Origin of the sequence: Streptomyces curacoi, assembly GCF_001513975.1 — a bacterium.
GTDB classification, from domain to species: domain Bacteria; phylum Actinomycetota; class Actinomycetes; order Streptomycetales; family Streptomycetaceae; genus Streptomyces; species Streptomyces curacoi.
Genome location: NZ_KQ947984.1, coordinates 827,577 through 852,067 on the forward strand (window position 1 = coordinate 827,577; position 24,491 = coordinate 852,067).

General features: G+C 70.4%; 20 protein-coding genes. 8 read left to right on the forward strand and 12 right to left on the reverse strand.

Annotated elements, in window-relative coordinates; all coding sequences use genetic code 11:
- Positions 1 to 10 precede the first annotated feature (10 nt).
- The 5 genes from AQI70_RS03705 to AQI70_RS03725 form a co-directional block, all read right to left on the reverse strand.
- Positions 11 to 238, reverse strand: a complete 228-nt coding sequence (locus AQI70_RS03705; RefSeq protein ID WP_062143997.1) for a hypothetical protein — start codon at positions 236 to 238, stop codon at positions 11 to 13.
- Between the two features lie 382 nt (positions 239 to 620).
- Positions 621 to 3,851, reverse strand: a complete 3,231-nt coding sequence (locus tag AQI70_RS03710) for an NACHT domain-containing protein (protein ID WP_063801545.1) — start codon at positions 3,849 to 3,851, stop codon at positions 621 to 623.
- Positions 3,848 to 4,186, reverse strand: coding sequence for a trypco2 family protein (locus AQI70_RS03715; RefSeq protein ID WP_062144004.1), 339 nt, complete (start codon positions 4,184 to 4,186; stop codon positions 3,848 to 3,850). The genes AQI70_RS03710 and AQI70_RS03715 overlap by 4 nt, the downstream gene beginning before the upstream one ends.
- A gap of 326 nt (positions 4,187 to 4,512) precedes the next feature.
- Positions 4,513 to 5,184, reverse strand: coding sequence for a DUF4360 domain-containing protein (locus tag AQI70_RS03720; RefSeq protein WP_062144007.1), 672 nt, complete (start codon positions 5,182 to 5,184; stop codon positions 4,513 to 4,515).
- Between the two features lie 197 nt (positions 5,185 to 5,381).
- Entirely contained in the window at positions 5,382 to 6,998 is a 1,617-nt protein-coding gene (locus AQI70_RS03725; RefSeq protein WP_062144010.1) for an ADP-ribosyltransferase domain-containing protein, read from the reverse strand.
- A gap of 109 nt (positions 6,999 to 7,107) precedes the next feature.
- Here AQI70_RS03725 and AQI70_RS03730 point away from each other — a divergent pair, with 109 nt between their 5' ends.
- Positions 7,108 to 7,785 carry a macro domain-containing protein gene (locus AQI70_RS03730; protein WP_062144013.1) on the forward strand — a complete coding sequence of 226 codons (678 nt, stop codon included), beginning with the start codon at positions 7,108 to 7,110 and terminating at the stop codon, positions 7,783 to 7,785.
- A gap of 110 nt (positions 7,786 to 7,895) precedes the next feature.
- Here AQI70_RS03730 and arfA read toward each other — a convergent pair whose 3' ends face one another.
- The 5 genes from arfA to AQI70_RS03755 form a co-directional block, all read right to left on the reverse strand.
- The gene (arfA, locus tag AQI70_RS03735) at positions 7,896 to 9,410 is read right to left on the reverse strand and encodes an arabinosylfuranosidase ArfA (RefSeq protein WP_062144016.1); all 1,515 of its coding nucleotides are present in this window, start codon (positions 9,408 to 9,410) and stop codon (positions 7,896 to 7,898) included.
- A gap of 104 nt (positions 9,411 to 9,514) precedes the next feature.
- Positions 9,515 to 10,483: an arabinan endo-1,5-alpha-L-arabinosidase gene (locus tag AQI70_RS03740; RefSeq protein ID WP_062144019.1), complete on the reverse strand. Its 969-nt coding sequence runs from the start codon at positions 10,481 to 10,483 to the stop codon at positions 9,515 to 9,517.
- Between the two features lie 21 nt (positions 10,484 to 10,504).
- Positions 10,505 to 11,353 (reverse strand): carbohydrate ABC transporter permease, encoded by an 849-nt coding sequence (locus AQI70_RS03745; protein WP_062144022.1) that lies wholly within the window; start codon positions 11,351 to 11,353, stop codon positions 10,505 to 10,507.
- Complete coding sequence (locus AQI70_RS03750; RefSeq protein WP_062144025.1) at positions 11,350 to 12,285, reverse strand: carbohydrate ABC transporter permease; 936 nt, start codon at positions 12,283 to 12,285, stop codon at positions 11,350 to 11,352. The genes AQI70_RS03745 and AQI70_RS03750 overlap by 4 nt, the downstream gene beginning before the upstream one ends.
- The gene (locus AQI70_RS03755; protein ID WP_062144028.1) at positions 12,282 to 13,640 is read right to left on the reverse strand and encodes an extracellular solute-binding protein; all 1,359 of its coding nucleotides are present in this window, start codon (positions 13,638 to 13,640) and stop codon (positions 12,282 to 12,284) included. The genes AQI70_RS03750 and AQI70_RS03755 overlap by 4 nt, the downstream gene beginning before the upstream one ends.
- 234 nt (positions 13,641 to 13,874) lie before the next feature.
- Here AQI70_RS03755 and AQI70_RS03760 point away from each other — a divergent pair, with 234 nt between their 5' ends.
- The 7 genes from AQI70_RS03760 (at position 13,875) to AQI70_RS03790 (ending at position 21,995) form a co-directional block, all read left to right on the forward strand.
- Positions 13,875 to 14,492: a toxin-antitoxin system, toxin component family protein gene (locus AQI70_RS03760; RefSeq protein ID WP_208607270.1), complete on the forward strand. Its 618-nt coding sequence runs from the start codon at positions 13,875 to 13,877 to the stop codon at positions 14,490 to 14,492.
- Positions 14,489 to 15,715, forward strand: a complete 1,227-nt coding sequence (locus AQI70_RS03765; protein WP_062144031.1) for an MAB_1171c family putative transporter — start codon at positions 14,489 to 14,491, stop codon at positions 15,713 to 15,715. Before AQI70_RS03760 ends, AQI70_RS03765 begins: the two co-directional genes overlap by 4 nt.
- Positions 15,716 to 16,733: 1,018 nt before the next feature.
- A complete protein-coding gene (locus tag AQI70_RS03770; RefSeq protein WP_062144034.1) occupies positions 16,734 to 17,324 on the forward strand; it encodes a hypothetical protein in 591 nt (196 codons plus the stop codon).
- Between the two features lie 124 nt (positions 17,325 to 17,448).
- Positions 17,449 to 17,949, forward strand: a complete 501-nt coding sequence (locus AQI70_RS03775; protein WP_062144037.1) for a hypothetical protein — start codon at positions 17,449 to 17,451, stop codon at positions 17,947 to 17,949.
- Positions 17,946 to 19,151: an MAB_1171c family putative transporter gene (locus AQI70_RS03780; RefSeq protein WP_062144040.1), complete on the forward strand. Its 1,206-nt coding sequence runs from the start codon at positions 17,946 to 17,948 to the stop codon at positions 19,149 to 19,151. Before AQI70_RS03775 ends, AQI70_RS03780 begins: the two co-directional genes overlap by 4 nt.
- A complete protein-coding gene (locus tag AQI70_RS03785; protein ID WP_062144042.1) occupies positions 19,148 to 20,305 on the forward strand; it encodes an MAB_1171c family putative transporter in 1,158 nt (385 codons plus the stop codon). Before AQI70_RS03780 ends, AQI70_RS03785 begins: the two co-directional genes overlap by 4 nt.
- Positions 20,306 to 20,594: 289 nt before the next feature.
- Positions 20,595 to 21,995 carry an FAD-dependent oxidoreductase gene (locus AQI70_RS03790; protein WP_062144045.1) on the forward strand — a complete coding sequence of 467 codons (1,401 nt, stop codon included), beginning with the start codon at positions 20,595 to 20,597 and terminating at the stop codon, positions 21,993 to 21,995.
- A 763-nt stretch (positions 21,996 to 22,758) separates the two neighbouring features.
- Here the strand turns inward: AQI70_RS03790 and AQI70_RS03795 are convergent.
- Positions 22,759 to 23,610, reverse strand: a complete 852-nt coding sequence (locus tag AQI70_RS03795; RefSeq protein WP_062144048.1) for an SMP-30/gluconolactonase/LRE family protein — start codon at positions 23,608 to 23,610, stop codon at positions 22,759 to 22,761.
- Positions 23,607 to 24,380, reverse strand: coding sequence for an IclR family transcriptional regulator (locus tag AQI70_RS03800; RefSeq protein ID WP_062144051.1), 774 nt, complete (start codon positions 24,378 to 24,380; stop codon positions 23,607 to 23,609). The genes AQI70_RS03795 and AQI70_RS03800 overlap by 4 nt, the downstream gene beginning before the upstream one ends.
- Between the last annotated feature and the right edge of the window lie 111 nt (positions 24,381 to 24,491).

Sequence of the window (24,491 nt, forward strand, 5' to 3'; positions counted from 1 at the left end):
ACATGTTTCGTCAGTGAGCGGCAGCGTGCGTGTGCACGCCCAGCGCGACACCCTCGGGCGAGACCGCCGCGAAGACATCGGCGCAAGCGACGGCGGTCACGGACTCGGAGAGACCGGCGACACCACCGGAGAGGGTGCCCGCGAGACCGGCGGAGGCGCCACCCGCCTGACCACCGGAGATGTTGTCCAGGACGGCGTCGGCGATCTCAGCCGTTTCAACCTGAGAGGTGAAGCTCATAACCTGCGGTTCCCTTCGCGTGAACATACTGCAATAACGGTGGTGACTGCCCGATTCCCGGGCCGGAATCCATTCCCGACGCCTCCAGCCGTGCGCAGGATCAAAGCACGCTGAAGAAGGAGACGGCCAGCCGCACCGGGGCGGTGCACGACGCATTCCGGCGACCGGCTTCACCGCTATGACCGCCGGGTCACCGAATACGCCAACTTCTTCACGGGACCTGCCGCCTTACTGCGTACGTGACTGTTGCGCCCCGGTTTCCAAGACGGACACTTCGGCGACAAGACGGCGCGCGGCGACCGGGAGGTGGTGGACGGCAGGGCCCAGCATGAACTCCTGGTGCTCTGGTGTGGACGTTTGCCGGAGGTTCGGCTCCCCGCCTCTAGTACACCGCGCCTGGATGGCATCGCAGCCGGTCGCCGAAGGCTTCCGCTCCCTCGATGTCGGCCCGCTCCGGGACATCGCCCCAGATGTCGAGTTGGAGGTCGGGCATGCCCTGCAGGTCCCGCAGCTTGAGCGCGGAACCGCCTGCCGCCATCCCCAGCGCCAGCTTCCTCAGGTTGGGAAAGACGCGGCGCAGCTGTCCAATGTCGGTGTGGTCCTGCAAGCCGGTGATCATCAGTCGATCGATGCACGGGAGCGGACGCACGGGTTTCAGTTCGTGGAGGGAGCCGATTCCCAGCGCGATCCGGGTGAGCCGGGGCGCGCGGCGCACGGTCGCGAGGAGCCAGGACGGGTTGGGGACGTACCCCCCGACCGACAGCGCCCGCAGATTCGGCCACTCCTCCAGGCGGAGCGCGAACCGTCCGATGCTTTCCATTCCCACCTCCAGTCGGCATAGGCCTGGAAGCGGCTCGACGAGGCCTCCCGCGACGGCTCCGGTCAGTCGGAGCGAAGTCAGGTCGAGGTCCTGCAGTACGGAGAGATCCCGGATGTTCGTGCATTCCTGTAGATCGAGGCTTCTCAGATCCACTCGACGACGCAGGAAATCGAGACTGTGTATCACCTTGTTGGTCAGGATCGTGAGGGACTCCAGTTGCCGCACCGGAAGGTGGGCGTCCAATTCCTTCGACGGGTAGGAGCCCCTCACCGTGAGGCCGGCGACAGGCCCCAGACGAGGCAGTCGAACGAGTTGCGCGTGCTTCTGGACCAGCAGATCGGGCACATGAGCCCCCTCCAACACCTCACTGACGAACTCCTCCAGAGGGTGGAAGTCCCAGGCCTTCGCGGCCTCGCTGCGGATGAGCGGTTCAGGATGTGACACGCACTGCCTCAGCTTCTGTCGCGCCTTCGCGCTGCGCACCCGGGCGAGGAGCTGAACCGTGTATGGGGCTACGCGCTCACGCAGTTGTTCCGCGTCCGGTAGCAGCGCCACGACCCAGTCGCCCAAACCGGCGAGATCCTCCACCTCTTCAAGATCCCGTGGCGGCATGAGCGCGTCCACCCGGTCCTTCACCGCCTCCATCAGCTCCGGGTTCAGCGACTGGACGTTGGTCGCGCACCGCGCCGCCAGTACGTGGAGGGCGTACCGATCCTTCCGCTGCTCGGCGGCATCCCCGAGGTCGACCAGAGTGCCGATGAGATGACGGGCGTCCGGACGTGCCGCGTGTCCAGCGGCCAGTACGATCACGTCCTGCCAGGCCTCACTGCGGGCATGCTTGAAGAGTTCCGGGAGATAGCCGCTCTCGTGGAACTCCTTGGCCGCCAGGAAGTCCTGGAACGTACGGTGGATGAATTGGATCGCGTCGTCTGCCCGTTCCTGGAGCAGTCCGCTGCGGTCGAGCAGGAAGCGCAGGATCTTCTCGGGCGATCCCTGTTCCTGGATGCCGGGCATGTCCCTTATGGCATGGCCCAGTTGCTGAAGGGCCTGCGCCTGCGTCATCTGCTGCTGCCCGGTTCGTACCAGCCAGATGGCCAGGCGCTGGAGCAGTGCGTGCTGTTCGTCGGAGTCCAGCCTGACGCGAGCGGCGTTGAGGACGCCTCGCCCTGCGTCCCGCCCGCCGAGGAGCATCGCGAGGGCGGCCCGGTAGAGCTGCCAGCGAGTGGTGGGCAGCAGACCGCGCCGACGCCGGTGCAGGGCACAGATCACGGCGCACAGCAGCGGGGTGCGGGCGAGGTCGCGCAGCGCGGTGTTCCGCTCCAGCTGGTGCACCAGATCCTGTTCCAGGGAGGTGAGGAGCTCGTGTTCCTCACTGCAACGCCCGGCGCCGTAGAGGTGGTCGCTTTCGAGGCGGGCGGCGTTGTGCCAGGCGTGCACGAAGGCGCGGATGTCGTCGTCACTCATGGGCAGGAGGGTCAGCTCGGCGAAATGTTCCCCGCCCAGCCACTGCTTGTCGACCGCGTTGGGGCGCACGGTTGCCAGGCACCGCGTGCCTGGATAGCGGTCGAGGAGGGTGCAAAGCCAGCGCCGGGCCTCCTCACGTTCCTCTGCCGGGACCTCGTCCAGGCCGTCCACCAGGAGGAGTCCACGACGTGCTTCCAGCACCCGATGGACCCAGCCGTCGGGCTGGCCGTCGATGATGACCCGCCCGGCGGAGAGCAGCTCCGACACCGTGGGGAAGTGTCCACCGCGTGCGTGCACCTCGCGCAGCGGGATGACGAAGGGGACGAGACCATTCAGTTCGGCGAGCTCGTCGCTCAGGGTGCCGTTCGCGGCATGGGCGGCGAGCCACCAGACGAGGGTTGTCTTGCCGGCACCGGCCTCGCCGCGCAGCAGGGCGCGGGGCCGGTCGGTCAGCAGCATGTCGATACGTTGGGCGCCGTCCGACGCCGGACTGCGGAGCTGCGAGACCGGGAACGAGGACAGGGGCTGGACGGCCTCGGCCCGCAGGCTCAGATAGGCGGTGTCGAGGTCCCAACGCGATTCGCTCCGGCCGAGCTCCTCGATGCCGAAGATCTCGGTCTTGCGGTACTGGGAGCTCAGATCCCTCGCGTACCGGACCTCGAAGTGTTCGTCTTGGGGGTGGACCTCGGTGATCTCCTCCAGGCAGATGCCAGTGGGTCCGAAAACCTCCAGGGCGGCGACGTCCGCCATCGCGAACGCTTCGATCCTGAGGTGTCGGCGGCCCTGAGGCACCTGGGTCACCACGCCGAGCAACACAGGGCCGGCGAAGACCGGAGCGCCGGACAGTCCGCGCAGAGGTGAGGTCCTCGAACCCCGCTCGTCGACTGTCGATCGGTCGAGTTCGCAGGTGAGAGCACCCTTCATCCGGCCGGCCATCGGCAGCACGCGCACGCTGTACTGGTCGTACTCCAGGTCCTCGCCGCGCTCCCCGTAGCGCTGGATCTGGGGGAAACCGACGATCTGGCAGTACGGCAGCGGGGACCCGGTGCCGACCTTGCCGATTCTGATACGGCCCAGGGGCGCAGCACGCTCGGCGCTGATCACGTCCGTCGCCGCGATCAGCACTGCCATGTCGTGCGCCTTGTCCGCCCAACCGAGGTGACAGGACACCGGTTTGCCCGACGAAGGATGGATCACCTCGACGACATTGCTGTCCGCCACGACGTGCCACGCTGTGAGCACCATCCGCCGGTCGAGCAGCACCCCACTCCCCTGGCTGCTGTCGCCCCACACCACGACAACGCGGCCCAGGGCCCTCCCCCCGATCACCGCCCGTCATCACCTCCGCCGAACCGTCCGAGGCTTCCCCGGCTCTCGTTCCGCACCTTCCACGGCCGGCCGGTCTGCGAGTCCACCGCCCTGAGCGTCACCGCGACCCGATGAGTCCGGGTGGTACCACCACCCCCATCGGCCCCGGCCTCCACCACCCACGCCTTCACCTTGACGCCGCCCGCGACCTCCTTGCGCAGCTCGACGCTGAACTCCAGCTCGATATCGCCCACTTCGAACGTCACGTCCTGCCCGGCCGAACGAGCCGCCGCGGTGATCAGTTGGTCCCTTACCGCCTGCACGGCGTCGGCCAGTTCGATCCGGTTGTCGGTCATGCCCCAACGTTAGAGAGCCGTTGGCACCAGCCGCCATCGCTGCACCCCGAACGTCGTGATCACGCAGCCGTACAGGAGGTGACGTACCGTCACTTTGCCTGACTGGCAGCCCATCAACAGCATGCCCGCCTACGGTGCCGTGCCATTCCGACCCTCACGGCACTGGGTGGTTTCCCCTCCGCCGGCTACGCGGTAACGCTGACCCTGGGTGTCGAACAGGGCTGACATCTCGTTTCCGCTCCCACCGTGGGCCCCGATCACGACAGCGGACCGGAGCCCACGGCGTCGGCGGAACTACGTACGGACGCGCCTGCGTACCGGCGCCACTACTTGCCCGGGCACTCCTTCCACGCCAGGTGGTACACCGTGCTGATGTCACCGTCGGTCGAGTCCATGGTCATGAAACTGACCTTGTCCGGCGCGGACGTGCCGAGGTTGACCCTCAGTTCGGTGTTTATGTTGAAGTTGCGCTGAACTCCACAGGGCGCCCAGACCAGTTGGGCCCACTCGGTGCTGTCGGTGGCCTGCCAGCTGTCGCTGAGGGGACCGCTGAAGGGGTGGTTGCGGTACGCCGTGTTCGGTGAGCCCTGGAAGTAGTACGAGGCTCTCTGCACGGCGCTCGCCCCGGGCTGCAGGGAGGCGAAGCCGCGGTAGTCGGCGCTGGCGATGGCGTAGGTGAAGCCCTGCGGGACGTGCACGACCAGGTTGAGCTGGCAGTTCTTGCGGAAGGCCGTGGGGTCGGAGTTCCCGCCGGCCTGGGCGAGGTAGTCGCTGTAGGTCACCGTGAAGGCGGTGTTGTCCTCGGAGACGGCGACGGCGGTGGTGCCCTGGGGGCAGCCGGAGCCGTTCACCGTGGCGACCTTGATGATGATCTTGTCCGGGGGCGGGTTGTCGAAACCGCCGGACGGGGACGGGGCCGCTTGCGCGGGCAGCGCGGCGGTGAGCAGAGCGGCCAGCGCGCCGCCGCTCAGCAGAAATCGCAGGAGTCCACGTGCCATGGATCTCTCCTCGGGGAATGGGGGGTGGCTGCGCCTCCGGACCGTTCGACCCCGGTGGATCTTTGAAGGAGCGGTGAGGTTTGTGTGAAGGCCGGAAGCGTTCGCATCGTAGGGAGCCCCGTGTGGGGCGGCCAGGTCGAACTCCAGCCATTCACCACGGCCCGTTCACACCCCGTCGGTGGTGCCCGCGCGCTCGCTCAGGAGACGAGGGGCTGCTCCTCCGATTCCGTCAGCCGCACGGTGCACAGGCCGCCGCGCTCCGCCTTCACCTCGACCACCTCCAGCTGCGTGCCCGGCAGCAGGATGAACTCCTCCTCGCCCGTGAACGCCGAGAAGTCGCGGATGCCGACGGCCCGTGCGGGTCGCACCTCGAAGAGCGTCCGCTTGCCCCGGCCGCCCAGGAACGCCCGTGCCACGCCCAGCTCGGACGTGCACGAGGACACGCCCCACCAGGTCACGGTCCGTCCCACCGGGTACTGCGCCCGCAGGTCCAGCGGCACCCCCCGCCACAACGGCTCCGTGCGGACGGGCAGCCCCGACACCGCCGAGAACAGCAGCCGCAGATACGGCAGGTACGGGACGACCTTCGACCGGTCCGGGTCGCGCAGGACGGCGTTGATCTCCCGGTAGAACGCGGACTCGCAGGTGTAGAGGTAGAGCGCGGCGACCGCGTCGGCGGAGAGGTTCCCGGACCCTTCGTCCGCCCGCCGCTTGCCGAACTCGTGGGACCGCTGTACGTCCCGGTCAAGGCCGGACAGCAGCTCGGCGACGGGACTGACGGCGTCCCGGAAGTCCATGAGCGGGGTGTCGAACACGCCGGTGACCGCGTCGAGGACGAGGCCCTCGTCCTTGACGCTGGAGAGCCGCTCCAGATACAGCTGGTGCAGTTCCATGGTGGACGTGATGAACGCGCCCATGCGCTCGGAGACGCCGCCGTCCGTCCCGCCGGCCTGCGCCGCGCCCTTGTCCCACCCGCTGCTCGGCAGCCAGTCGACCGCCTCCGCGCCGACCGACGCGAGGGCGTCGTTCACCATGTCGAAGTGGTCGCCGTCGCAGAAGATGTCGCCCTGCGCCGCGGGATTGCAGTGGTCGATGTGCCGGACCTCGACGTCGGGATACTTCTTCTGGAGCTGGAGGACGACCTTCTTCAGGCTGCGGGCGTGCGCGCCCCACCACGCGAAGACGACACCGCGGTCCTCCTCGTCGGCGTTCTGCTTGGCCTTGAGGATCTCCTCGACGATCCGCTCGGCGACCGGACGCCAGAACGCGGTGTGCGGGTCGGCTCCCCGCGGGCCGTCGCTGCTGGCGGTGAGGGCGGCGTTCAGCAGCAGGACGCCCTGCGTGAGCATCGCCTGGAACCATTCCGGCGGCTGGACGGTGTCCTGTTTCCTCAGCAGCGCGCGGATGTCGGCTATCGGGGTCTTCTTGGGGATGCCGTACTTCCACATCGCCGCCGCCTTGATGATGCAGCGGATGCTGACGACCCTGCCGAACTGGCTGTCCTTCCAGTCGTGGAAGGTGTTGTCGAACATGGCGATGCCGGTGGCGCTCTCCGGCCGCGGATACGGGTTCTGGCCGAAGACGACGACCTTCCACTTGTGCGGCGGGTTGGGCTTGAGCGCCTGGAAGGTCAGTTCGCGGACGGGGACGACATCCGGGCCGCGGCCCGGGCCGATGAACGAGGCGGCGTTCGGCTGCGCCTCGATGACGGGCTTCAGCAACGGAAGCCACGGTTCACCGCCGCCCTTGAACAGCTCGGTGAGAGCCAGCGGGTCGTTCGGGGCGGGCTGGGCGGAGGCGTTGGCGTCGATCATGGCCGGGAGGCTAGCAACGGGGTCCGACAACGCCGCTCCCAACTGCGTTGTCAGTGGGGCGCGGTAGCGTCGTGATCACTGGAAGGCCCGTTGCCGATGGGAGTGCAGTATGACCGTGAACCGCGAGCAGTCGCCGCTCAAAGTGGTGCTGACCGACATCAACACGCAGGTGGTTCAGGCATGGCGGGCGGCGTTCGCGGACACGCCCGGGATCGAGATCCGCAAGGGCTCCCTCCTCGATGAGACCGTCGACGCCTGGGTCAGCCCGACCAACTCGCGGGGCCTGATGAACGGCGGGGTGGACGCCGCCATCAAGCGGCACCTGGGAGCGGGGATCCAACTGCGGGTGCAGCGGGCGATACGCGACCGGTTCGCGGGGCGGCTCCCGGTGGGCAGCGCGGTGTGCGTGCCGTCCGGGGCGGTCAACCCGAAGTTCCTGATCTCCACGCCGACGATGGAGCAGTCCTCGCAGAACGTGAGCGAGACACTGAACGTGGCCCTGGCGTGCGCCGCCGCGTTCCAGGCGATCCACCAGCAGAACAGGCAGGAGCCCGGCAGCATCGGGTCCGTGGCGCTGGTCGGCATGGGCGCCCGGACCGGCCGGGTGCCGGCCCGGGTGTGCGCCAACCTGATGTGGACGGGCTACACGCTGTTCAACGACTTCTCGTTCGACGACTACGACGACCTGCGCGGCACGATCATCGCGCAACTCGACGACATAGATAGCGCGCCCCAGGAGACCCGGGTGCGCATAGCCCCGCCCAAGCGCCCCACCGCTCGCCGCTGACCACGGGAAACGCAGGATGAGCCAGGACCTCCCCGACCAGGTCCCACCGAGGCTCCTGCGGCCGAGTGCGCCGAAGCCCGTCACCCGGTTCGAGCGGTGAGGTCTGCCGGTCAGCTCAGGCGGATCACGTTCCAGGACAGCGGTTCCAGTACGGCGGTGAGGCGGCCGTCCTTCACCCGCGTGCCCTCGACCGGGTGCGGGGTGACCCGCTCGGGGTCGTCGAGGGTGTTGCGGGCGTCCGGGTCGGCGTCGGCGAGGGCGCTGTGCTCGACGACCCGGTTCAGGTCGAGGCCGTTCAGGGCGACTTCGAGGGGCAGGGCGTCGGTGCGGCTGCGGTTGACCGCGAAGACGGTGACCGTGCCGTCGTCGGCGCGCACGGCGGTGGCGTGCAGCAGGTCGGCCTCGCCGTACTTCTGCGTCTCGTACGTCGGGGAGTCCACGCGGACGTCCAGGACCTGGCCGCGGCCGTACCTGGAGGCCTGGGCGAAGGGGAAGAACGTCGTCTGGCGCCACGCCGGGCCGCCCGGCTCGGTCATGATCGGGGCGATGACGTTCACGAGCTGCGCGAGGCAGGCGACGGTGACGCGGTCGGCGTGCCGCAGCAGCGCGATGAGCAGCGAGCCGAAGACGACCGCGTCCAGGACGCTGTAGTTGTCCTCCAGCAGGCGCGGGGCCTGCGGCCAGTCCCCCGGCTCGATGGCCTGGGCGTGCTGCTCCCAGCGCGAGAGGTACCAGACGTTCCACTCGTCGAAGGAGAGGTTGATCTTCTTCTTGGACTTCAGGCGGGCACCGACATGGTCACAGGTCGCGACCACGTTCTCGATGAAGGACTCCATGTCGACGGCGGAGGCGAGGAAGGAGTCGACGTCGCCGTCGTGGGGCTCGTAGTAGGCGTGGAGGGAGACGTAGTCGACGAGGTCGTACGTCTCCTTGAGGACCGTCGCTTCCCACTCGGCGAAGGTGGGCATGCCCTGGCCGGAGGAGCCGCAGGCCACGAGTTCGACCCGCGAGTCGATCTGGCGCATGGCGCGGGCCGTCTCGGCGGCGATACGGCCGTACTCCTCCGCCGTCTTGTGGCCCGTCTGCCAGGGGCCGTCCATCTCGTTGCCGAGGCACCACAGGCGGATGTCGAAGGGGTCCTTGTCGCCGTGGGACACGCGGAGGTCCGAAAGGGCGGTGCCTGCCGGGTGGTTGGCGTATTCCTGGAGTTCGAGGGCCTCTGCGACGCCCCGGGTGCCGAGGTTGACGGCCATCATGGGTTCGGCCTGGGGGCCGATCTTGCGGAGGAAGTCGATGTACTCGGAGAGGCCGAAGCGGTTGGTTTCGGTGGAGTGCCAGGCGAGGTCGAGGCGGCGGGGGCGTTCTTCCGCGGGGCCGACCGAGTCCTCCCACTTGTAACCGGAGACGAAGTTGCCGCCCGGGTAGCGGATGGCGGTGACACCGAGTTCGCGGACCAGGTCCAGGACGTCCTGGCGCAGACCCGCCTCGTCGGCCGTGGGGTGGTCCGGCTCGAAGATGCCCGTGTAGACGCAGCGGCCGAGGTGTTCGACGAAGGATCCGAAGAGACGGGGGTTGACCTCGCCGACGGTGAAGGCGGGGTCGAGGGTGAAGCGGGCGGTGTGCATGGTCGCCTTTCGAAGGGGGTGGTTCCAGTGCGTTGGCGGCTGCGGGTGCGTGGGTGCTTGTCGCGCCCACGCGGCGGAGCCGCATGGTGATACGGCCCGCGCCCCTAGCGGGCGATCGGCCAGCCGTCGGCTGTCCAGTGCAGTTTGTTCAGGCCCAGTTTCGGGGTGCCTTCGTCCTCTGCGTCGTAGTAGTGGTAGGCCAGCCAGTCGTGGCCCTTGGCGCGGAACACGGACTGGCCGCCCGTGCCGACATACCGGCCGTGTCCGGCCAGGAGCAGGTCGCCGCCGCCCTCCAGCAGCGGCTTGCCCGTGCTGTCCACGTACGGGCCGGTGACCGACGTCGAGCGGCCCACCCGGATCTTGTACGTCGAGTTCACGCCCGAGCAGCACTGGTCGTAGGACGCGAAGAGGTAGTAGTGGCGGCCGTGCTTCACGATGTCCGGGCCTTCGACCGCGTAGGGGGCGTCGGGGCGGGTCGCGAGGTGGTGAACCGGTGCTCCCTCCCGCGCCTTGCCGGTCGAGCGGTCCAGCTCCACCATGCGGATGCCGGTCCAGTACGAGCCGAACGCCATCCACAGCTTGCCGTCCGTCTTGATCAGCGCCGGGTCGATGGCGTTCCAGGAGTCCGTGCGCTCGGACGCGAAGACCTTGCCGTGGTCGGTCCACGTGCCGGGCCGGCCGCTCGGTGACGTGGCGACACCGATCGCCGAGTGGTTGCTGCCCCAGGACGAAACGGCGTAGTACAGCCAGTACTTGCCGGACCGGTAGGAGATGTCGGGGGCCCAGGGGTCACCGGTGTCGTTGTACTCGTACCACCAACTCGGCGGCTCGGCGAAGGCATTGCCCGCGTCCTGCCAGTGCTTCAGGTCCTTGGAGAGACGGGCGCCGATCACACCGCCCGTCGAGTAGGCCACGTAGCCACCGGACTTGAGGCGGATGACGGTGGGGTCGTGGATGATCTGCCGGCCGGTGACCGGGAGCGGATCGGGGTAGGTCACGTCCGCCTCGGCCGTGGTCGGCAGCAGGGCCACCACCGCCGCGGCCAGCAGTGCGGCGAGTCCGGGTCTCTTCACGTCAGGCTCTCCTCAGGACGGTCACTGTCCGGCCAGACCCGTGTGGGCGACGCCCGCCACGATCTGCCGCTGGAAGAAGACGAAGACGATGATCAGGGGCAGGCCCGCCATCAGGCCGCCGGCCATGAGCTGGGCCCACTGGATGCCGTAGGAGTTCATGACCGTCGCGATGCCGTTCGGCATGGTCATCAGGTCGGGGTTGTTGGTCACCATGTAGGGCCAGAGGAAGTTGTTCCACGAGGCGATGAAGGTGAAGATGCCGACCGCGGCAAGGGAGGGGCGGGCGAGCGGGACGACGATCGTGAAGAAAACCCGCCAGCGGCCCGCGCCGTCGATGAACGCGGCTTCCTCCAGCTCGCGCGGGATGCCCTGGAAGAACTTGTAGAGGATGTAGACCATCGCGGCGGGCGCGCACTGCGGCAGGATCATGCCCCAGTAGGTGTCGACCATCCCCATCTGCTGGACCGTGGTGAACAGGGGGACGCCGAGGACGGCCGGGGAGATCATCAGGCCCGCCATGACCACGGCCATCAGGACGCTCTTGCCGCGGAACTCGGTGCGGGCGAAGCCGTATCCGGCGAGGGCGCTCACCAGCAGGACGACGGACGTCACGCAGACGGAGACGACCAGGGAGTTCACGAACCAGTTGGTGATGTTGCCGGTCTCGAAGAGGGCCGTCCACGCCTGGCCCGTCCAGTCCTGCGGCAGCCAGTGCGGGGGCACCGCCACCGCCTCGGTCTCCGACTTGAGCGAGGTGAACAGGGCCCAGGCGAAGGGCGCGAGGAAGACCACGGAGACGGCCGTGCCGAGGAGGGTGAGGATGATCTGGCTGGGGGTCCATGCCTTGCGGGGCGGTGCGGCCATGCTCATCGGGCGGCCTCCTCACGGTTGCGCAGCAGCCACATCCTCGCCAGGGCGACGGCCGCGATGATCACGAAGAAGATGATGGAGATCGCGGAGGCGTAGCCCACGCGGTAGCTGGTGAAGCCCTCTTCGAGGGTGTACTGGACGAAGGTGCGGGTGGAGTTCTCCGGGCCGGGGCCGAAGTCCAGCATCACCACGGCCTGGTCGAAGACCTGGAGCGAGGCGAGGATCTGCAGGGCGATGACGAGGCCGGTGATGTTGCGCAGCATGGGAAGCGTGATGTGGACCATGCGGTGCCAGGCATTGGCGCCGTCCAGCTTGGCGGCCTCGTAGAGGTGGTCGGGGATGGACTGGAGCGCGGCGAGGTAGAGCAGGAAGCTGAAGCCGACCGTCCACCACAGGGTGGTGATGACGATGGCGAGCATCGCGTACGACTTGTCGGTCAGCCACGGGGTGTCGATGCCGAAGACGTAGTTGATCATTCCCGTGCCCGGGTTGAACAGCCACTGCCACAGGTTGCCCGCGACGGTGGAGGGCAGCAGGAACGGGGCGAAGAAGCACAGCCGCCACAGCCATTTGCCGCGCTCGATGTGGTGGGCGAGCATCGCGAGGAGGAAGGCGAGGACCGTGATGCAGGGGACGACCAGGAGCGTGAAGTACGCGCTGTGGCCGAGGGCGTCCCACATCAGCGGGTCCTTGAGGGCCTCGCGGTAGTTGTCGAGGCCGACGAAGCTCTCGCCGTCGCCGGTGATGTTGGCGTCCGTGAAGCTGAGGTAGACGCCGCGCAGCAGCGGCCAGATCACGAACAGGGCGAAGAGCACCAGGAACGGGGCGACGAACCAGCCGCCGTGCTGGAAGCCCCGCCTCCGGCGCAGGGTGGCGCTGTCGGCGGCGGTCTTGGCGCGTGGCGGGGCGAGGACGGTCTCAGCGGTGGTCATGCGGCCGTACCTCCTTGTGCGGCGGTTCTGCCGTCCATGGGGTTCTTCATGGCGAGCAGCGTGGTGAGCTCGCTCCTCATCCGGCGGGCGACGGCCTCGGGCCGGGCGGAGCCCATCGTCGAGGAGACGACGACCGGGCCGACGCGCTGGGCGAGGATGCCGGTGGAGCCCGCGAACCAGACCTTCGGCTCGGTGGCCTGGTGGTCCATGGCGGAGACGTACTCGCTCTGCGGGTTCAGCTTCTGGTACGCGGGGGTGGACAGGGTGGGCGTGTAGGCGGGGATGTGCCCGCCTGCCGCCCACTGCTGGGCGTGCCGGACGATGTGGGCGGCGAGCCGGTGGGCGCCCTCGTTGGCGGCGCCGCCCCGGTCGGCCTGGTGGGGCAGCACGAAGGCGTGGGACTCGGCGTGAGTGGCCTGCCTGCCGAACACGGGCGGCAGCGGGACGGCTCCGTAGTCGATTTTCGCGCTGTCGAAGACCGGCACCGACCAGTTGCCCTCCCAGACGAAGGGGGCGCCGTTGACGAACTGTTCGGCGCCCGCCTGGCCGCCGAAGCCGGGGTTGGCGTACCCGTCGGTGAGGTGCCGGCGCAGGAACTCCAGGACCTGGACGGCCTTGTCGGTGTCGAAGGTGACCTCGGCGCCCGCGGCGTCGAACCAGGTGCCGCCGAGCTGGGTGTAGAAGGCGACGAAGAACCACCACTGGAAGTTCTGGTCGTTGTGCCAGAAGCCGATGGTCTGCAGGCCCTTCTTGGTGGCCTTCCTGGCCTCCTTGAGGACGTCGAACCACTCGTCGGCCGACGTCACGGGGACGATCCGGCCGTCGTCGCCGAGCAGCCCCGCCTTCTTCAGCACGTCCTTGCGGTAGAAGCAGAGCTGGACGTGGACGTCGAGCGGCAGGGCGTAGAGCTTGCCGTCGATGACGCCGCGGTTCCAGAGCTGGGGGTTGAAGTCCCGTTTGTGCACGCCGTACTTGGCGAGCAGGTCGACGTCCCAGGCGTCCAGGAGGCGGCCGGGTGAGAAGCCGGTGACCCGGCCCATGTGCATCACGCCGAGGTCCGGTGCGCGGTTGCCGGCCGCCGCCATGGCGAGCTTGGTGTAGAAGGGGTTGCCCCACTGGAGGGTGGAGTCCTTCACCTCGATGGCGGGGTTGGCCTTACGGAAGGCGTCCAGCATCGCGATCATGTTGGCGCCGTCGCCGCCGCTGAAGAGGTTCCAGTACCGCACCCGGGTACGCGCGTTCGAGGCGAGTGCGTCGGCACCCGTGCCGAGCGCCGCGAAGCCGAAGCTGCCGGCCACCCCCAGTCCGCCGAGCGTGGCCAGAAGTTGCCTGCGGTTCAGGCCAGGTCGTCCCATTCCCTGCCCTAACTGTTCGAGATATCGAATTGTGCACGTAACTTCGAACGGGACCGTAGGGCGCAAGCGCTTTCCAGTCAATGCCTTGGGCATGAATTCCGAGCGAGAGCGGGCCGGAGCACAAGCGGCAGCGGTCGTTCCCGTTTGAACCACGGTCGCCGGATCGCATGACGGGGACACTTCGGGCCGCGTAGGCTCGAACGGCCGCCGAGCGGCGGCAGGACAGGGGGTGCGATGGACATCGCGGGCGCGCGCAAGAGGGCGGCCCGGGTCGCTTCGGTGCTACGGCTGCGGCGCTCACATGCCGCCGCCGGGATGCGCGACCTGGCCTCCGATCTGAGCGCGGCTCTGCGTGCCAGACCCCATCCCCCGGCCGATGTCGGCGAGTTGTGCCACGCGCTGTGCGCGGAGATGAGCGCGCGACGCGGCGGACGGCCCGTCGAGCTGCGCTTCGAGCGGTTTCCCGACGAGATCGAGGTGACCGGGCTGTGGGTGGAGTTCCAGGACTTCGACCTGGTCATCGTCGAGGAGCGGGCCGAGGCGATGCAGCAACTGGTCATCCTCGGCCATGAGCTGTGGCACCTGCACGCCGGGCACGGCCACCACCACACGGCCGGTACGGCCGCCGCGCACGCGCTCGCCGGCAGGCCGGCCTGGAACGACATCGCCCTCGCGGTGGCCGCCCGCGACGGCTCCCGGGAGCGGGACGAGGCCGAGGCCGACGACTTCGGGCACCGGCTGGCCGCCGCCTTCCGGCCGCTGCTGTCGGGCGGGGGCGGCAGGGACGTACCCCTCGATCCCGTGCAGCGGTCCCTCGGCTACCGCGGCCGGCGTGGGGGTGCGGCACCGTGACGCTGGCGCTGACCCCCGTCGGGTTCGTCAACGAGTTCTACCCGAACTTCTGGTGGATCCCCGCCGGGATCCTGGCCGCCGCCCTGGCCATCAAGCTGCCCAGCATCATCCGGCTCTGGAAGGATCCGCTGCTGCGTGCGGTCGGCGGGCTGCTGCTGCTCGCCTGCGCGGTGTTCGTGTTCGTGGCGCCGTCGACGATCGCCCGGGTCAACCGGCTCACCGGGGTGCCGAACTTCTCCGGGCCGTGGGTGTACTCCCTGCTCACCGCGTTCTGCGCGTCCTGCCTGCTGCTGATCATCACCTGGCGCAACGGCCTGTCCGACCGCTCGGCCGGCACCCGGCGCGCCATGCGCGGGGTCGTCGCCGTGTACTTGAGTGTGATCGTCGCGATGTGGGTGCTGTTCGCGCTCGCGGACGTGCCCGTGGAGCGGCTGCGGGACCTGGACACGTACTACGCCAACACGCCGTACATGCGCGAGATGATCGTGCTGTATCTGCTCGCGCACACCACTGCCGCCCTGGTCACCAACTGGCTGATCTGGAACTGGATCCGCACCGACGGACTCGATGCCTGGCTGCGCTGGGGCCTGAAGTTCCTAGGCGTCGGCTACGCGCTGCAGTTGGTCTTCGACGCCGCCAAGCTCACCGCCGTGGCGACCCGTTGGACCGGCCGGAACCTGGACTGGCTGAGCACGGCCGTGGCGCCGCCCATCGCCTGTCTGTCCGCCGTCCTGGTCGCGGTGGGCTTCATCCTTCCGCACGCGGGCCAGTACCTGCACGACCGCTGGCGCGTGCGGCTCGCCCACCACGAACTGCGGCCGCTGTACCTGCTGATGAAGACGGTCAACGGCAGGGGCGTCCCCTTCGTCCTGCGCGCCACCCCGGAACTGCGGCTGATCCGCCGGGAGACGTTCATCCGCGATGTGCTGCTGCCGCTCGCGCGCTTCATCGACGAGGAGCGGCGCGGCCGTTCCTACGACGCCGCGCTCGCCCTCGGCCGCCCACCGGAGAGGGCGAAGGCCCTGGCCGCCGCGGTGGCCATCCTGGACGCCGTCGACGCCAGGAACGAGGCACGGGAGGGCGACAGCGGCGGCGATCCCGACACCACGGACCTCCTCCGCGAGATCGGCGCCGTGTCACGGGCCCTGCGCCACAGCGAGGACATCCGGGCGGTACGGGCCCGGGCGGGGGCCGCGACGGACGGCGTACGGGTCACCAACTGACGCCGCCCACCAGATGTTCTGCGCGCCCGCCCCTGCCACGGCACCCCCGGAGTCCACGGTGCGCCGAGACCCAAGCCGCTCGGGCCGCCGCGCGAGGACATCCGGGCCGCCCAACGGAAGTTGCGCACGCCCGCCCCACCCACGGCACCGCCGCAGTCCGCGGCGCGCCGAAACCGAAGCCGCCCCGGCCGCCGAGCGAAGACATCCGGACCGCGCGGGCCCGGGCGAGACCCCGCTGCACGGCGTACCGGCCGCCGGCTGACACCGCCCAACGGAAGTTGCGCACGCCCGCCCCACCCACGGCACCCTCGCAGTCCACGGTGCGCCGAAACCGGAGCCGCCCCGGCCGCCAAGCGAAGACATCCGGACCGCGCGGGCCCGGGCGGAGACCCCGCTGCACGGCGTACCGGTCGCCGGCTGGCACCGCCCAACGGAAGTTGCGCACCCCCCTGCCACGGCACCCTCGCAGTCCACGGTGCGCCGAGACCGAAGGCGCCCGGCCGCCGAGCGAGGACACGCGGTGGCCGGTGCGTGGACGAGGTGCGTGCGGTGTCGCCGGTCTCCGGGGAACGGGCCGGACCGGCGTTCGGGGCGACGCCCCGCAGATCTTCGGCGGGAGGCCTGAAGCGGCTTCAACCGGCCGGCCGTTCCGGGAGTCCATACGGGGCCCCGGGCGCCGCTCCCCCATAGGCAGCGCCCGGAACACCCGTAGCGGGCCGAGGCCGCCTCGGTCAACGGCGAGCCGGCAGTGCTCGCGTCCCCCGTCGAGGCTGGCCTCGGCCTCATCCGGCCGCGTCAAGAGGCGGGTGCGCGGCCGGTGTCACCAGACGCAGGCGCAGAAGCGGAATGCGTCTGTCTGTGACGCGATCATTGCCCGTGGTGACGTCGACTGTCAACTATTACTGCCAAAGACGGCAGCTATTCCTGCCTCCCCGCTGGCCGCGACCGGTGCGACCCGATACTCTCCCGTCAGCCCCAGCCACGGACCCGGCGGACGCGCCCAGGGAGGGAGAACTCGGTGAGAGACGCCCACGCTTCCCTTGCCGAACTGCGCGAGCGCCTGGAGGAGCTGACCGGACAGCCGGGCCGGCTGGCCGAGGTGCTGGACGTGGCCGAACTGTCGTACCGCACCGGCATCCCCACCGACACGGTCGCCGCCCTGCTGGCGGGGCGGAGCGTGCCGGAAACAAGTCTGAGCGACCGTGTGCGGCAACGGCTCGACTTCGTACGCGAGACCCGGCGCCGCCCCGACGGCAAGCGGTACTCCCTGGACGAACTGGCCAGGATCGCCGGTACGAGCCGGCAGTGGCTGAGCGAGTGGCGCAGGAGCGGCCTGCCCAGCCTGGAACACGCCGACCGGATCCGCCGCCACTTCGACCTCCCGGCGGGCTTCTTCACCGCGGACGAGGCGGAGGCCCTGCACGCCGCGCTGCAGCCCGTGCTCAAGGAACTGGAGGCGAAGGCGGACCCGCTGGCCCCGCTGCGCACCCCCGGCTTCTACCGGCTGGCCAGGCGCGCCCCGCACATGTCGCCGCGCAAGCTGCAGGCGCTGGCCGAGTGGGCCGAGATGATCACGGAGAAGAACGCGGCGAACGAGGACGACCTCTGAGAACCCCCCGCATCCTGCGGTTTTCGGCCATCCATGGCCGACCGTCGCCGCAGGAGGTGGCTGAAGCGACGCGGGACTTGGCATATTGCACAGGGTCGAACGTCCAGCAGCCACGGGGAGAACCGTGCGTACGAACAGGGAGATGCGTCGCCTCGCCGACGCCCTCATCGGCCCCATACGCGTGCCGGTCCCTGCGGAACCCGAGGCCCTGTTCCAGGCGGTCGTGGAGTCGGCCGTGCGATGGCGGGGGCGCCCGATCGTCGTCCACCGCGAGGTCTTCCCTCCGCACACCGCCAGCGGGCTGTGGCTGGAGCGCGAAACGCATGACGACGTCATCGTCGACAAGCGGGCCGCCGTATGGCACCAGATCGTGATCTTCTGTCATGAGGTGTGGCACATGCACCAGCTGCGCGACGGCGCGGCCGGTCAGCAGGCCGCCGCCCGCTCCGACTTCACCCTCGCCGACGAGCAGGAGGCCGACCGGTTCGGCATGCTGATGGGCCGTCGGCTGCGCACCTGGCTGGAGGCCTCCGCGGACTCCGTCTTCGCCGCCGACGGAGGCGACGGGCAGGACATCGCCGGACGCATCGGGGCCGCGCTCAACTACCGCGGGACCCGGAGATGAACGGCCTGCTCGCCTACGTCAGCTGTACGGTGCTGTGGCTCGGCCTGGTGGTGAAGGCCCCGGACCTGATACGCCACCGGCACGACCCCTATCTGCGCACCATCTGCGCGGTGCTGGGCCTGGCCGGGCTCTGCTTCTTCCTCGGCTCCCCGCCCACGGTCGGCGCCGTCAACCGCCTCACCGGCATCCCCAACCTGGCGGCACCGCTGACGTACGCGGCGATCACCGCGTACAGCGCCGCCTCCCAGATCCTGGTAGCCCTCTGGCGCGGCGGACCGGGCGTGCACCGGACCGCCCGCCGCTGGGCTCTCGCCTACGCCGGTGTGGTCCTCGGTATCGCGACGCTGTTCGTGCTGGGCGAGGCCCCGGTGGAGCGCCGTACGGATCTGGACACCTACTACGCGACCACGCCGTATCTGCGCGAGATGATCGTGCTCTATCTGGCCGGCCATCTCACCGCCGTCACCATCACCGTGGTGTCGGCGCTGCGCTGGGCCCGTGAGGTGCGCGGCCGGCTGCGCGCGGGGCTGATCACGCTGGGCGCGGGCGCCCTGTGCGGCGCCGGGTACAGCCTGTCCAAGCTCGTCGCCGTGGCCGCCCGCTGGTCCGGGCGCGACTGGTCGGCGCTCGGTACGCACGTCGCCCAGTCGGCGGCCGGTCTGGGCGCGCTGCTGACGGTCGTCGGGGTCCTGATACCGCTGGCCGGACCCCGGCTGACGGAGTGGCGGCGGGCCTGGCGGACGTACGTGCGCCTGGCGCCCCTGGAGTGCGAACTGGACGACATCCTCGCCCGCCGTTCCCTGCGCGTACCGCGCCCTCGCTGGTCCTCCCCCGTCACCAGGCTGATCTGGCGCCAGACGAGCATCCACAACGCGCTCAGCCACCTGGACGCCTACGTCGACCGGGAGTTGTACGACGAGACACTCCGCGCCGCCCTGCGCGCGACGGGCGATCCGGAACGGGCGGCGGCCACGGCCTGGGCGGCGGTGATCGCGGCCGCGGCCCGGGGCGAGGGCTCGGTACGGGTGCGGATCCCGATGCCGCCTGGCGAGCCGGCCGGTGAGTCGCAGTGGTTCCAGGAGCGGGCACCCCGCCCGGACGCGCTCGTGCGCATCGCGGACGCGCTGGCCACCTCGCCGCTCGTCCGCACGGCCATGGCCAGAGCGAGGACGATGGCCACGGAACGGAGTTCCCCCGTATGAGCCTCGTCGTCTATCTGGCGGCCGGTGCCCTCGCGCTGTCCGCCGCCGTGCTGTTCCGGCGGCCGCGTACGACCGCCGGGAAGCCGTCGGCCCTGCGCAACCCGCTGACCGTGTCCACCTGTGTGGCGATCGCGCTCGGCGCCGTGGTGTTCCTCTGCTCGGCACCGATGACCCTGGCCGCCGTCAACGACCTCACCGGCATCCCCAACTTCGGCGCCCCGCTGACCTACGGCCTGCTCTCCGCGTACAGCTGCTCGCTGCTCATCCTGCTGATCAACTGGCGGGGCGGGCCGCGCGAGCGGGTGCGGCGGCTGGTGCTGCGCAGCATCGCCGCGTACGGACCACTGATCGTCGCCATCGTCGTGCTGTTCGCGCTGGCGGACGCGCGGGTGGAGCGGCTGACCGACCTCGACACCTACTACGCCAACACGCCCTACATGCGCGAGATGATCGTGCTCTATCTGCTCGGGCACAGCGCGGTGATGGTGGCGATGGCCGTGGTGTGCGTGCGCTGGGGCCGGGAGGTCACCGGGCTGCTCAGGACCGGCCTGCGGCTGATCTTCGTCGGGGCGCTGGTGGACGTGGTGGGATTCCAGCTGGCCAAGTACACGGCCGTGGTCGCCCGTTGGACGGGCCACGACCTGGACTTCCTCTCCACGAAGGTCGCTCCGCCGATGGCCTCGCTGGCCGCGCTGATCTGTTCCGCCGGCTTCGTGCTGCCGAGGCTGCTGCCGGCTGCCGTGGGGCACTGGCGCGGCCTGCGCGACTACCGGAAGCTGGACCCGCTGTGGCTGCGGGTGGGGTTCGTCTCCACGGCCCCCAAGCCGCCCGCGTCCTGGTGGCAGCTGCCGGAGGAGCGGCTGCACTGGCGCGAGGTCGCCATCCACGACGCCCTGCTGGCGCTGGCGCCGTACTTCGACGACCGGGTGCGCGAGCGGGCGCTGTCGGCGGCCCTGGGCGACGGCCGCTCCGCGCACGAGGCGCGGGTTGCCGCGGAGGCGGCCATGCTCGCCGCCGCGGCCCGCCGGGCGGCGGCGCGGGAGGAGCCGCTGCGCACTCCGAGCACCTACCGCCTGCACGCCACGGAGGTGTCCGGCGCGGGCGGGCTGGTGGAGTTGGCGCAGGCGCTGCGCGCTCCGCTGGAAGTGCCCTGATTTCCCAGGCCGGTTGACCGGGGGCCGCGGGCACCGGGCGTGAAGGTACGGTGAGAGCCTTCCATGGCTGAGGGCCTGTGTGGCTTGATGCCTTTGGCGGGGACGCCGGGGCGGGTTGACGGCTGTGAGGGATGGTGGCTGTGTTACTGGAGGCCGCCCGGCTGGGAGCGCTCACGGCCGGGGGGCCAGGTGGCCGGCGTCCTTCACCGCTGAACGCCGCCGCGCTGGCCGAAAGTCGATGAAAGCCTTCATGGCCGGGGAGCCTTCATGCCTGAGTGCGAGGAGTCGCATGTCGCGTAGAGCTGTCGTCATCGGTGCCGGCCTGGCCGGCATGCTGGCCGCGGCGGCCTTGTCCGCCGTCGCGGACGAAGTGGTCGTACTCGACCGCGACGAGCTGCCCGACGGGCCGGAGCACCGCAAGGGCCTCCCGCAGGGGCGCCACGCGCATCTCCTCATGGCAGGCGGCCTGGCCGCGATGGAGGACCTGGTGCCAGGGGTGAGCATGCGCAAGCATCTGCTCGCCGCGGGCGCGCAGGAGATAGCGCTCGCCTCGGGCATGGTCGCCCTCACCTCCGAGGGCTGGTTCCGGCGCTGGCGCCATCCCGGGCCGCAGATGCTGACGTGCACCCGGGCGCTGCTGGACTGGGCGATCCGGGGGGCCGTGCTGGCCCACACCGGGGTGGAGATCCGCAGGGCGCAGGCGCTGGAGCTGACGGGGTCCTGGCAACGGGTCACGGGGGTGCGCGTCTCGACCGCCGCCGGGGAGGAGGAGCTCGCGGCCGACTTCGTGGTGGACGCGAGCGGGCGTGGCTCACGGGCCGTCAAATGGCTCGCGGCGCTCGGTGTTTCGGACGTGCAGGAGAAGACGGTGGACGCCGGCCTGGTGAACGCCACCCGCCTCTACCGCACCCCCGAGGGCGCCGAACGCTTCCCCCTGACCATCGTGCAGGCCAATCCGTATCTGGGCCGGCCCGGCCGCAGCGGGATGGTGCTGCCCATCGAGGGCGGCCGCTGGATGGTGAGCCTCGCCGGCACGCGGGGCGGCGGCGAGCCGCCGTCGGACCCGGACGCCTTCCTGCGGTACACGCTGGACCTGCCCGACCCCATCGTGGGCCGGCTGATCTCCGGGGCCGAACCCCTCACCGACGTCCACGTCAGCCGCAGCACCAGCAATCACCGGCGGTACCTGGAGAAGACCCGCCACTGGCCCGAACGCCTCGTCGTCATCGGCGACGCCCTGGCCACCTTCAACCCGGCCTACGGCCAGGGCATGTCGGTGGCGGCGCTGGGCGCCCAGGTCCTGAGCCGCGAGCTGCGGCGGGCGGGCCTCGCCGGGCCCGGGCTGGCCCGGCGCGTGCAGCGCGGGGCGGCAAGGTCGGTGGAGGCGGCGTGGACGATGGCCGTGAGCCAGGACGTCTGGTTCCCCGGGACCCGGGGCGGCTCACCCGGGGTCGCGGACCGCCTGGTCACCGCCTACACCCGCCGCATGATCCGCACGGCGACGGGCTCGTACAGCGCGGCGTCGGCGGTCTGGGACGTGACGAGCCTGACGACGGGTCCGACACGACTGCTCCGGCCCTCGACGGTACTGGCGACACTGAGCGGACCGCCGTTGCCGGCGGCGGTGGGAGCGCCGTTGACGGAGGAGGAACGGGGGATCCTGCGCGAGCTGGACCGGACAGACCACTGAGCCCGGGCAGGGATGCCGGCCCCGCCCTCACCTCCTGGTCCGGAGCTTGGCCAGCGGGTCTGCGGGGCACGCCTTGGCCAGCCGGTCGGCTTGGAGCGCGCCCCGGTCGCCGGTCCAGGTGAGCGCACCTGGCCAACCGTGCCACCTTGGGCCCGCCCCGGCCAGCCGGTCGCCGTGGAGCGCGCGCCGGTCAGGCGGGCTGCCTTTGGCTCGCCCCAGCCAGCCGGGCCGCCTAGAGCACGCCCAGCCAACCGGCCGCCCGGAAGCCCGCCCCGGTCAACCGGTCTCCGTGGAGCCCGCCCCGGCCAGGCGGGCTGCCTTTGCCTCGCCCCGGCCAACCGGGCCGCCCGGAAACCCACCCGAGTCCGCCAGCCTCCCAGAACACGCCCCAGCCAGCCGGGCCACCTAGAGCAGCCCCAGCCAACCGGCCGCCCGGAAGCCCGCCCCGGTCAACCGGTCTCCGTGGAGCCCGCCCCGGTCAGCCGGGCTGCCTTTGGCTCGCCCCGGCCAGCCGGACCGCCCGGAAACCCACCCGAGTCCGCCAGCCTCCCAGAACACGCCCCAGCCAGCCGGGCCGCCTTGAGCTCGCCCCGCCAACCGGCCGCCCGGAAGCCCGCCCCGGTCAGCCGGTCTCCGGGGAGCGCGCCCGGTCAGGCGGCCTCCCCAAGCCGAACCGGCTCGCCAATCTCCCCAGCGCACGCGCCAGCCAGCCGGGCCTCTCTGCGGCACGCCCGGTCAGCCGGCCTCCCCGGCCCCATCCCCCTCAGCCCGCGAACGCGGGCTGGGCCAGGCCCTTCCCCGCGCCCGGGACGACCAGGAGGGACCCCGCCAGGGGAGGGGGCGACGTCAGGCCGACACGGGCCGTCGTGATGTACAGGTCGGTCAGGCCGGGGCCGGCGAACGCGCAGGCCGTCACTCGGGGTACCGGGAGCGGGATCACCCGGTCCAGTTCGCCGGCCGGTGTGTAGCGGCGTACCGCCGCGCCCTCCCACAGGGCCACCCAGACGCAGCCGTCGGCATCGACGGTGAGGCCGTCGGGGAAACCCGCGCCCTCTTCGATCTCCACCAGCGGGCGCCTGTTCACGGCCCGTCCGTCCGCGTAGTCGAAGACATCGATTCGGCGGGTCGGCGAGTCGATGTAGTACATCAGCCGGCCGTCCGGGCTCCAGCCGGTGCCGTTGCTCACCGCCACGTCGTCGAGGATCACCTCGACCGAGCCGTCACCGGTGATCCGGGACAGGGTGCCGCCGCCCGGCGCCTCGTCGTAGCGCATGGTGCCCGCCCACAGGGAGCCGTCGGGGGCGACGGCGGCGTCGTTGGCGCGGCGGCCGGGGACGGGCTCGTGGTGCAGCCAGCGGAAGGTGTCGTCCGCGTCCAGCAGCCCCACGCCGTCCCGGAGATTGAGGACGAGGCCGCCGCCGGTGCGCGGCTTGACGGCGCCGATGTGCTGGGGCGTCGTACGGACCGTGCGGGCGCCGGAGACGGGGTCGTACGTGTGGATCCGGGACCCCAGGATGTCGATCCAGATGAGCCGGCCGCGCTCCGGGTCCCAGGTCGGGCCCTCGCCGAGCTCCGCCTCGGCCCGTACCGCCACCTCGTACGCCGTCGCCGTCATGCCACGCTCCGGTGTCCGAGACGCTCCGACAATTCGGCGGCCCCCTTGGCGGCGAGCTGCTCCAGCTCGCCGCGGCGGTCCTCGCTCCAGCGGATCATGGGGACGGAGATGGAGAGGGCGGCGACGACCTGCCCGGTACGGTCGCGCACCGGAGCGGCCACGCACGACACGTCCGGGTTGGACTCCCGGTTCTCGACGGCGATCCCCCGCTCCCGGATCTCGGCAAGGGCCTCGCGCAGGGCGCCGGGGTCGGTGATGCTGTTCGGAGTCATGGCGACGAGCTCGGCCTCGTCGGGAACGCGTACGGCGAGCTCGTGCTCGGGAAGGGAGGCCAGCAGCATCTTCCCGACGGACGTGCAGTGGGCGGGCAGACGGCGCCCGGCAGCCGACACCATGCGCACCGCGTGGGTCGAGTCGACCTTGGCGATGTAGATGACGTCGGTGCCCTCCAGGATGGCCACGTGCACGGTCTCGTCGCAGGTCTCGGCGACGGACCGGGCGACCTGCTGCCCCTCGGCCGCGAGGTCGAGCTGCTCGGCGTAGCGGCTGCCGAGCTGGTAGGGCCGTACGCCGAGGCGGTACCGTCCCGGCTGACCCGGCACCGGGACGATGTACGACCGGGCGGCGAGCGTGGTGACCAGCTCGTGCACGGTGGTGCGCGGCAGCTGGAGCTTGCGCACGATGTCGGGGGCGGAGAGCGTGCCGTCCCCGTCGAGGAAGAGCTCGAGGATGTCGAGAGCCCGGGTCACGGCTGGTACGAGGCGTCCCACGTCCGGCCCCCTCCCTTGGATATCAGTGAGGCTGTGTTCGAAATTTCAACAGCCGATCGGAATAACGAACACAGGCTACTCAAAGTGTGTTTGCCCCGGCAATGGTCAAGC

Bases quoted from the DNA above. Each gene is read 5' to 3' on its own strand.
- AQI70_RS03705 (WP_062143997.1), bottom strand. From the start codon at position 238: ATGAGCTTCACCTCTCAGGTTGAAACGGCTGAGATCGCCGACGCCGTC.
- AQI70_RS03715 (WP_062144004.1), bottom strand. From the start codon at position 4,186: ATGACCGACAACCGGATCGAACTGGCCGACGCCGTGCAGGCGGTAAGG.
- AQI70_RS03720 (WP_062144007.1), bottom strand. From the start codon at position 5,184: ATGGCACGTGGACTCCTGCGATTTCTGCTGAGCGGCGGCGCGCTGGCC.
- AQI70_RS03725 (WP_062144010.1), bottom strand. From the start codon at position 6,998: ATGATCGACGCCAACGCCTCCGCCCAGCCCGCCCCGAACGACCCGCTG.
- AQI70_RS03730 (WP_062144013.1), top strand. From the start codon at position 7,108: ATGACCGTGAACCGCGAGCAGTCGCCGCTCAAAGTGGTGCTGACCGAC.
- arfA (WP_062144016.1), bottom strand. From the start codon at position 9,410: ATGCACACCGCCCGCTTCACCCTCGACCCCGCCTTCACCGTCGGCGAG.
- AQI70_RS03745 (WP_062144022.1), bottom strand. From the start codon at position 11,353: ATGAGCATGGCCGCACCGCCCCGCAAGGCATGGACCCCCAGCCAGATC.
- AQI70_RS03750 (WP_062144025.1), bottom strand. From the start codon at position 12,285: ATGACCACCGCTGAGACCGTCCTCGCCCCGCCACGCGCCAAGACCGCC.
- AQI70_RS03755 (WP_062144028.1), bottom strand. From the start codon at position 13,640: ATGGGACGACCTGGCCTGAACCGCAGGCAACTTCTGGCCACGCTCGGC.
- AQI70_RS03760 (WP_208607270.1), top strand. From the start codon at position 13,875: ATGGACATCGCGGGCGCGCGCAAGAGGGCGGCCCGGGTCGCTTCGGTG.
- AQI70_RS03780 (WP_062144040.1), top strand. From the start codon at position 17,946: ATGAACGGCCTGCTCGCCTACGTCAGCTGTACGGTGCTGTGGCTCGGC.
- AQI70_RS03785 (WP_062144042.1), top strand. From the start codon at position 19,148: ATGAGCCTCGTCGTCTATCTGGCGGCCGGTGCCCTCGCGCTGTCCGCC.
- AQI70_RS03790 (WP_062144045.1), top strand. From the start codon at position 20,595: ATGTCGCGTAGAGCTGTCGTCATCGGTGCCGGCCTGGCCGGCATGCTG.
- AQI70_RS03795 (WP_062144048.1), bottom strand. From the start codon at position 23,610: ATGACGGCGACGGCGTACGAGGTGGCGGTACGGGCCGAGGCGGAGCTC.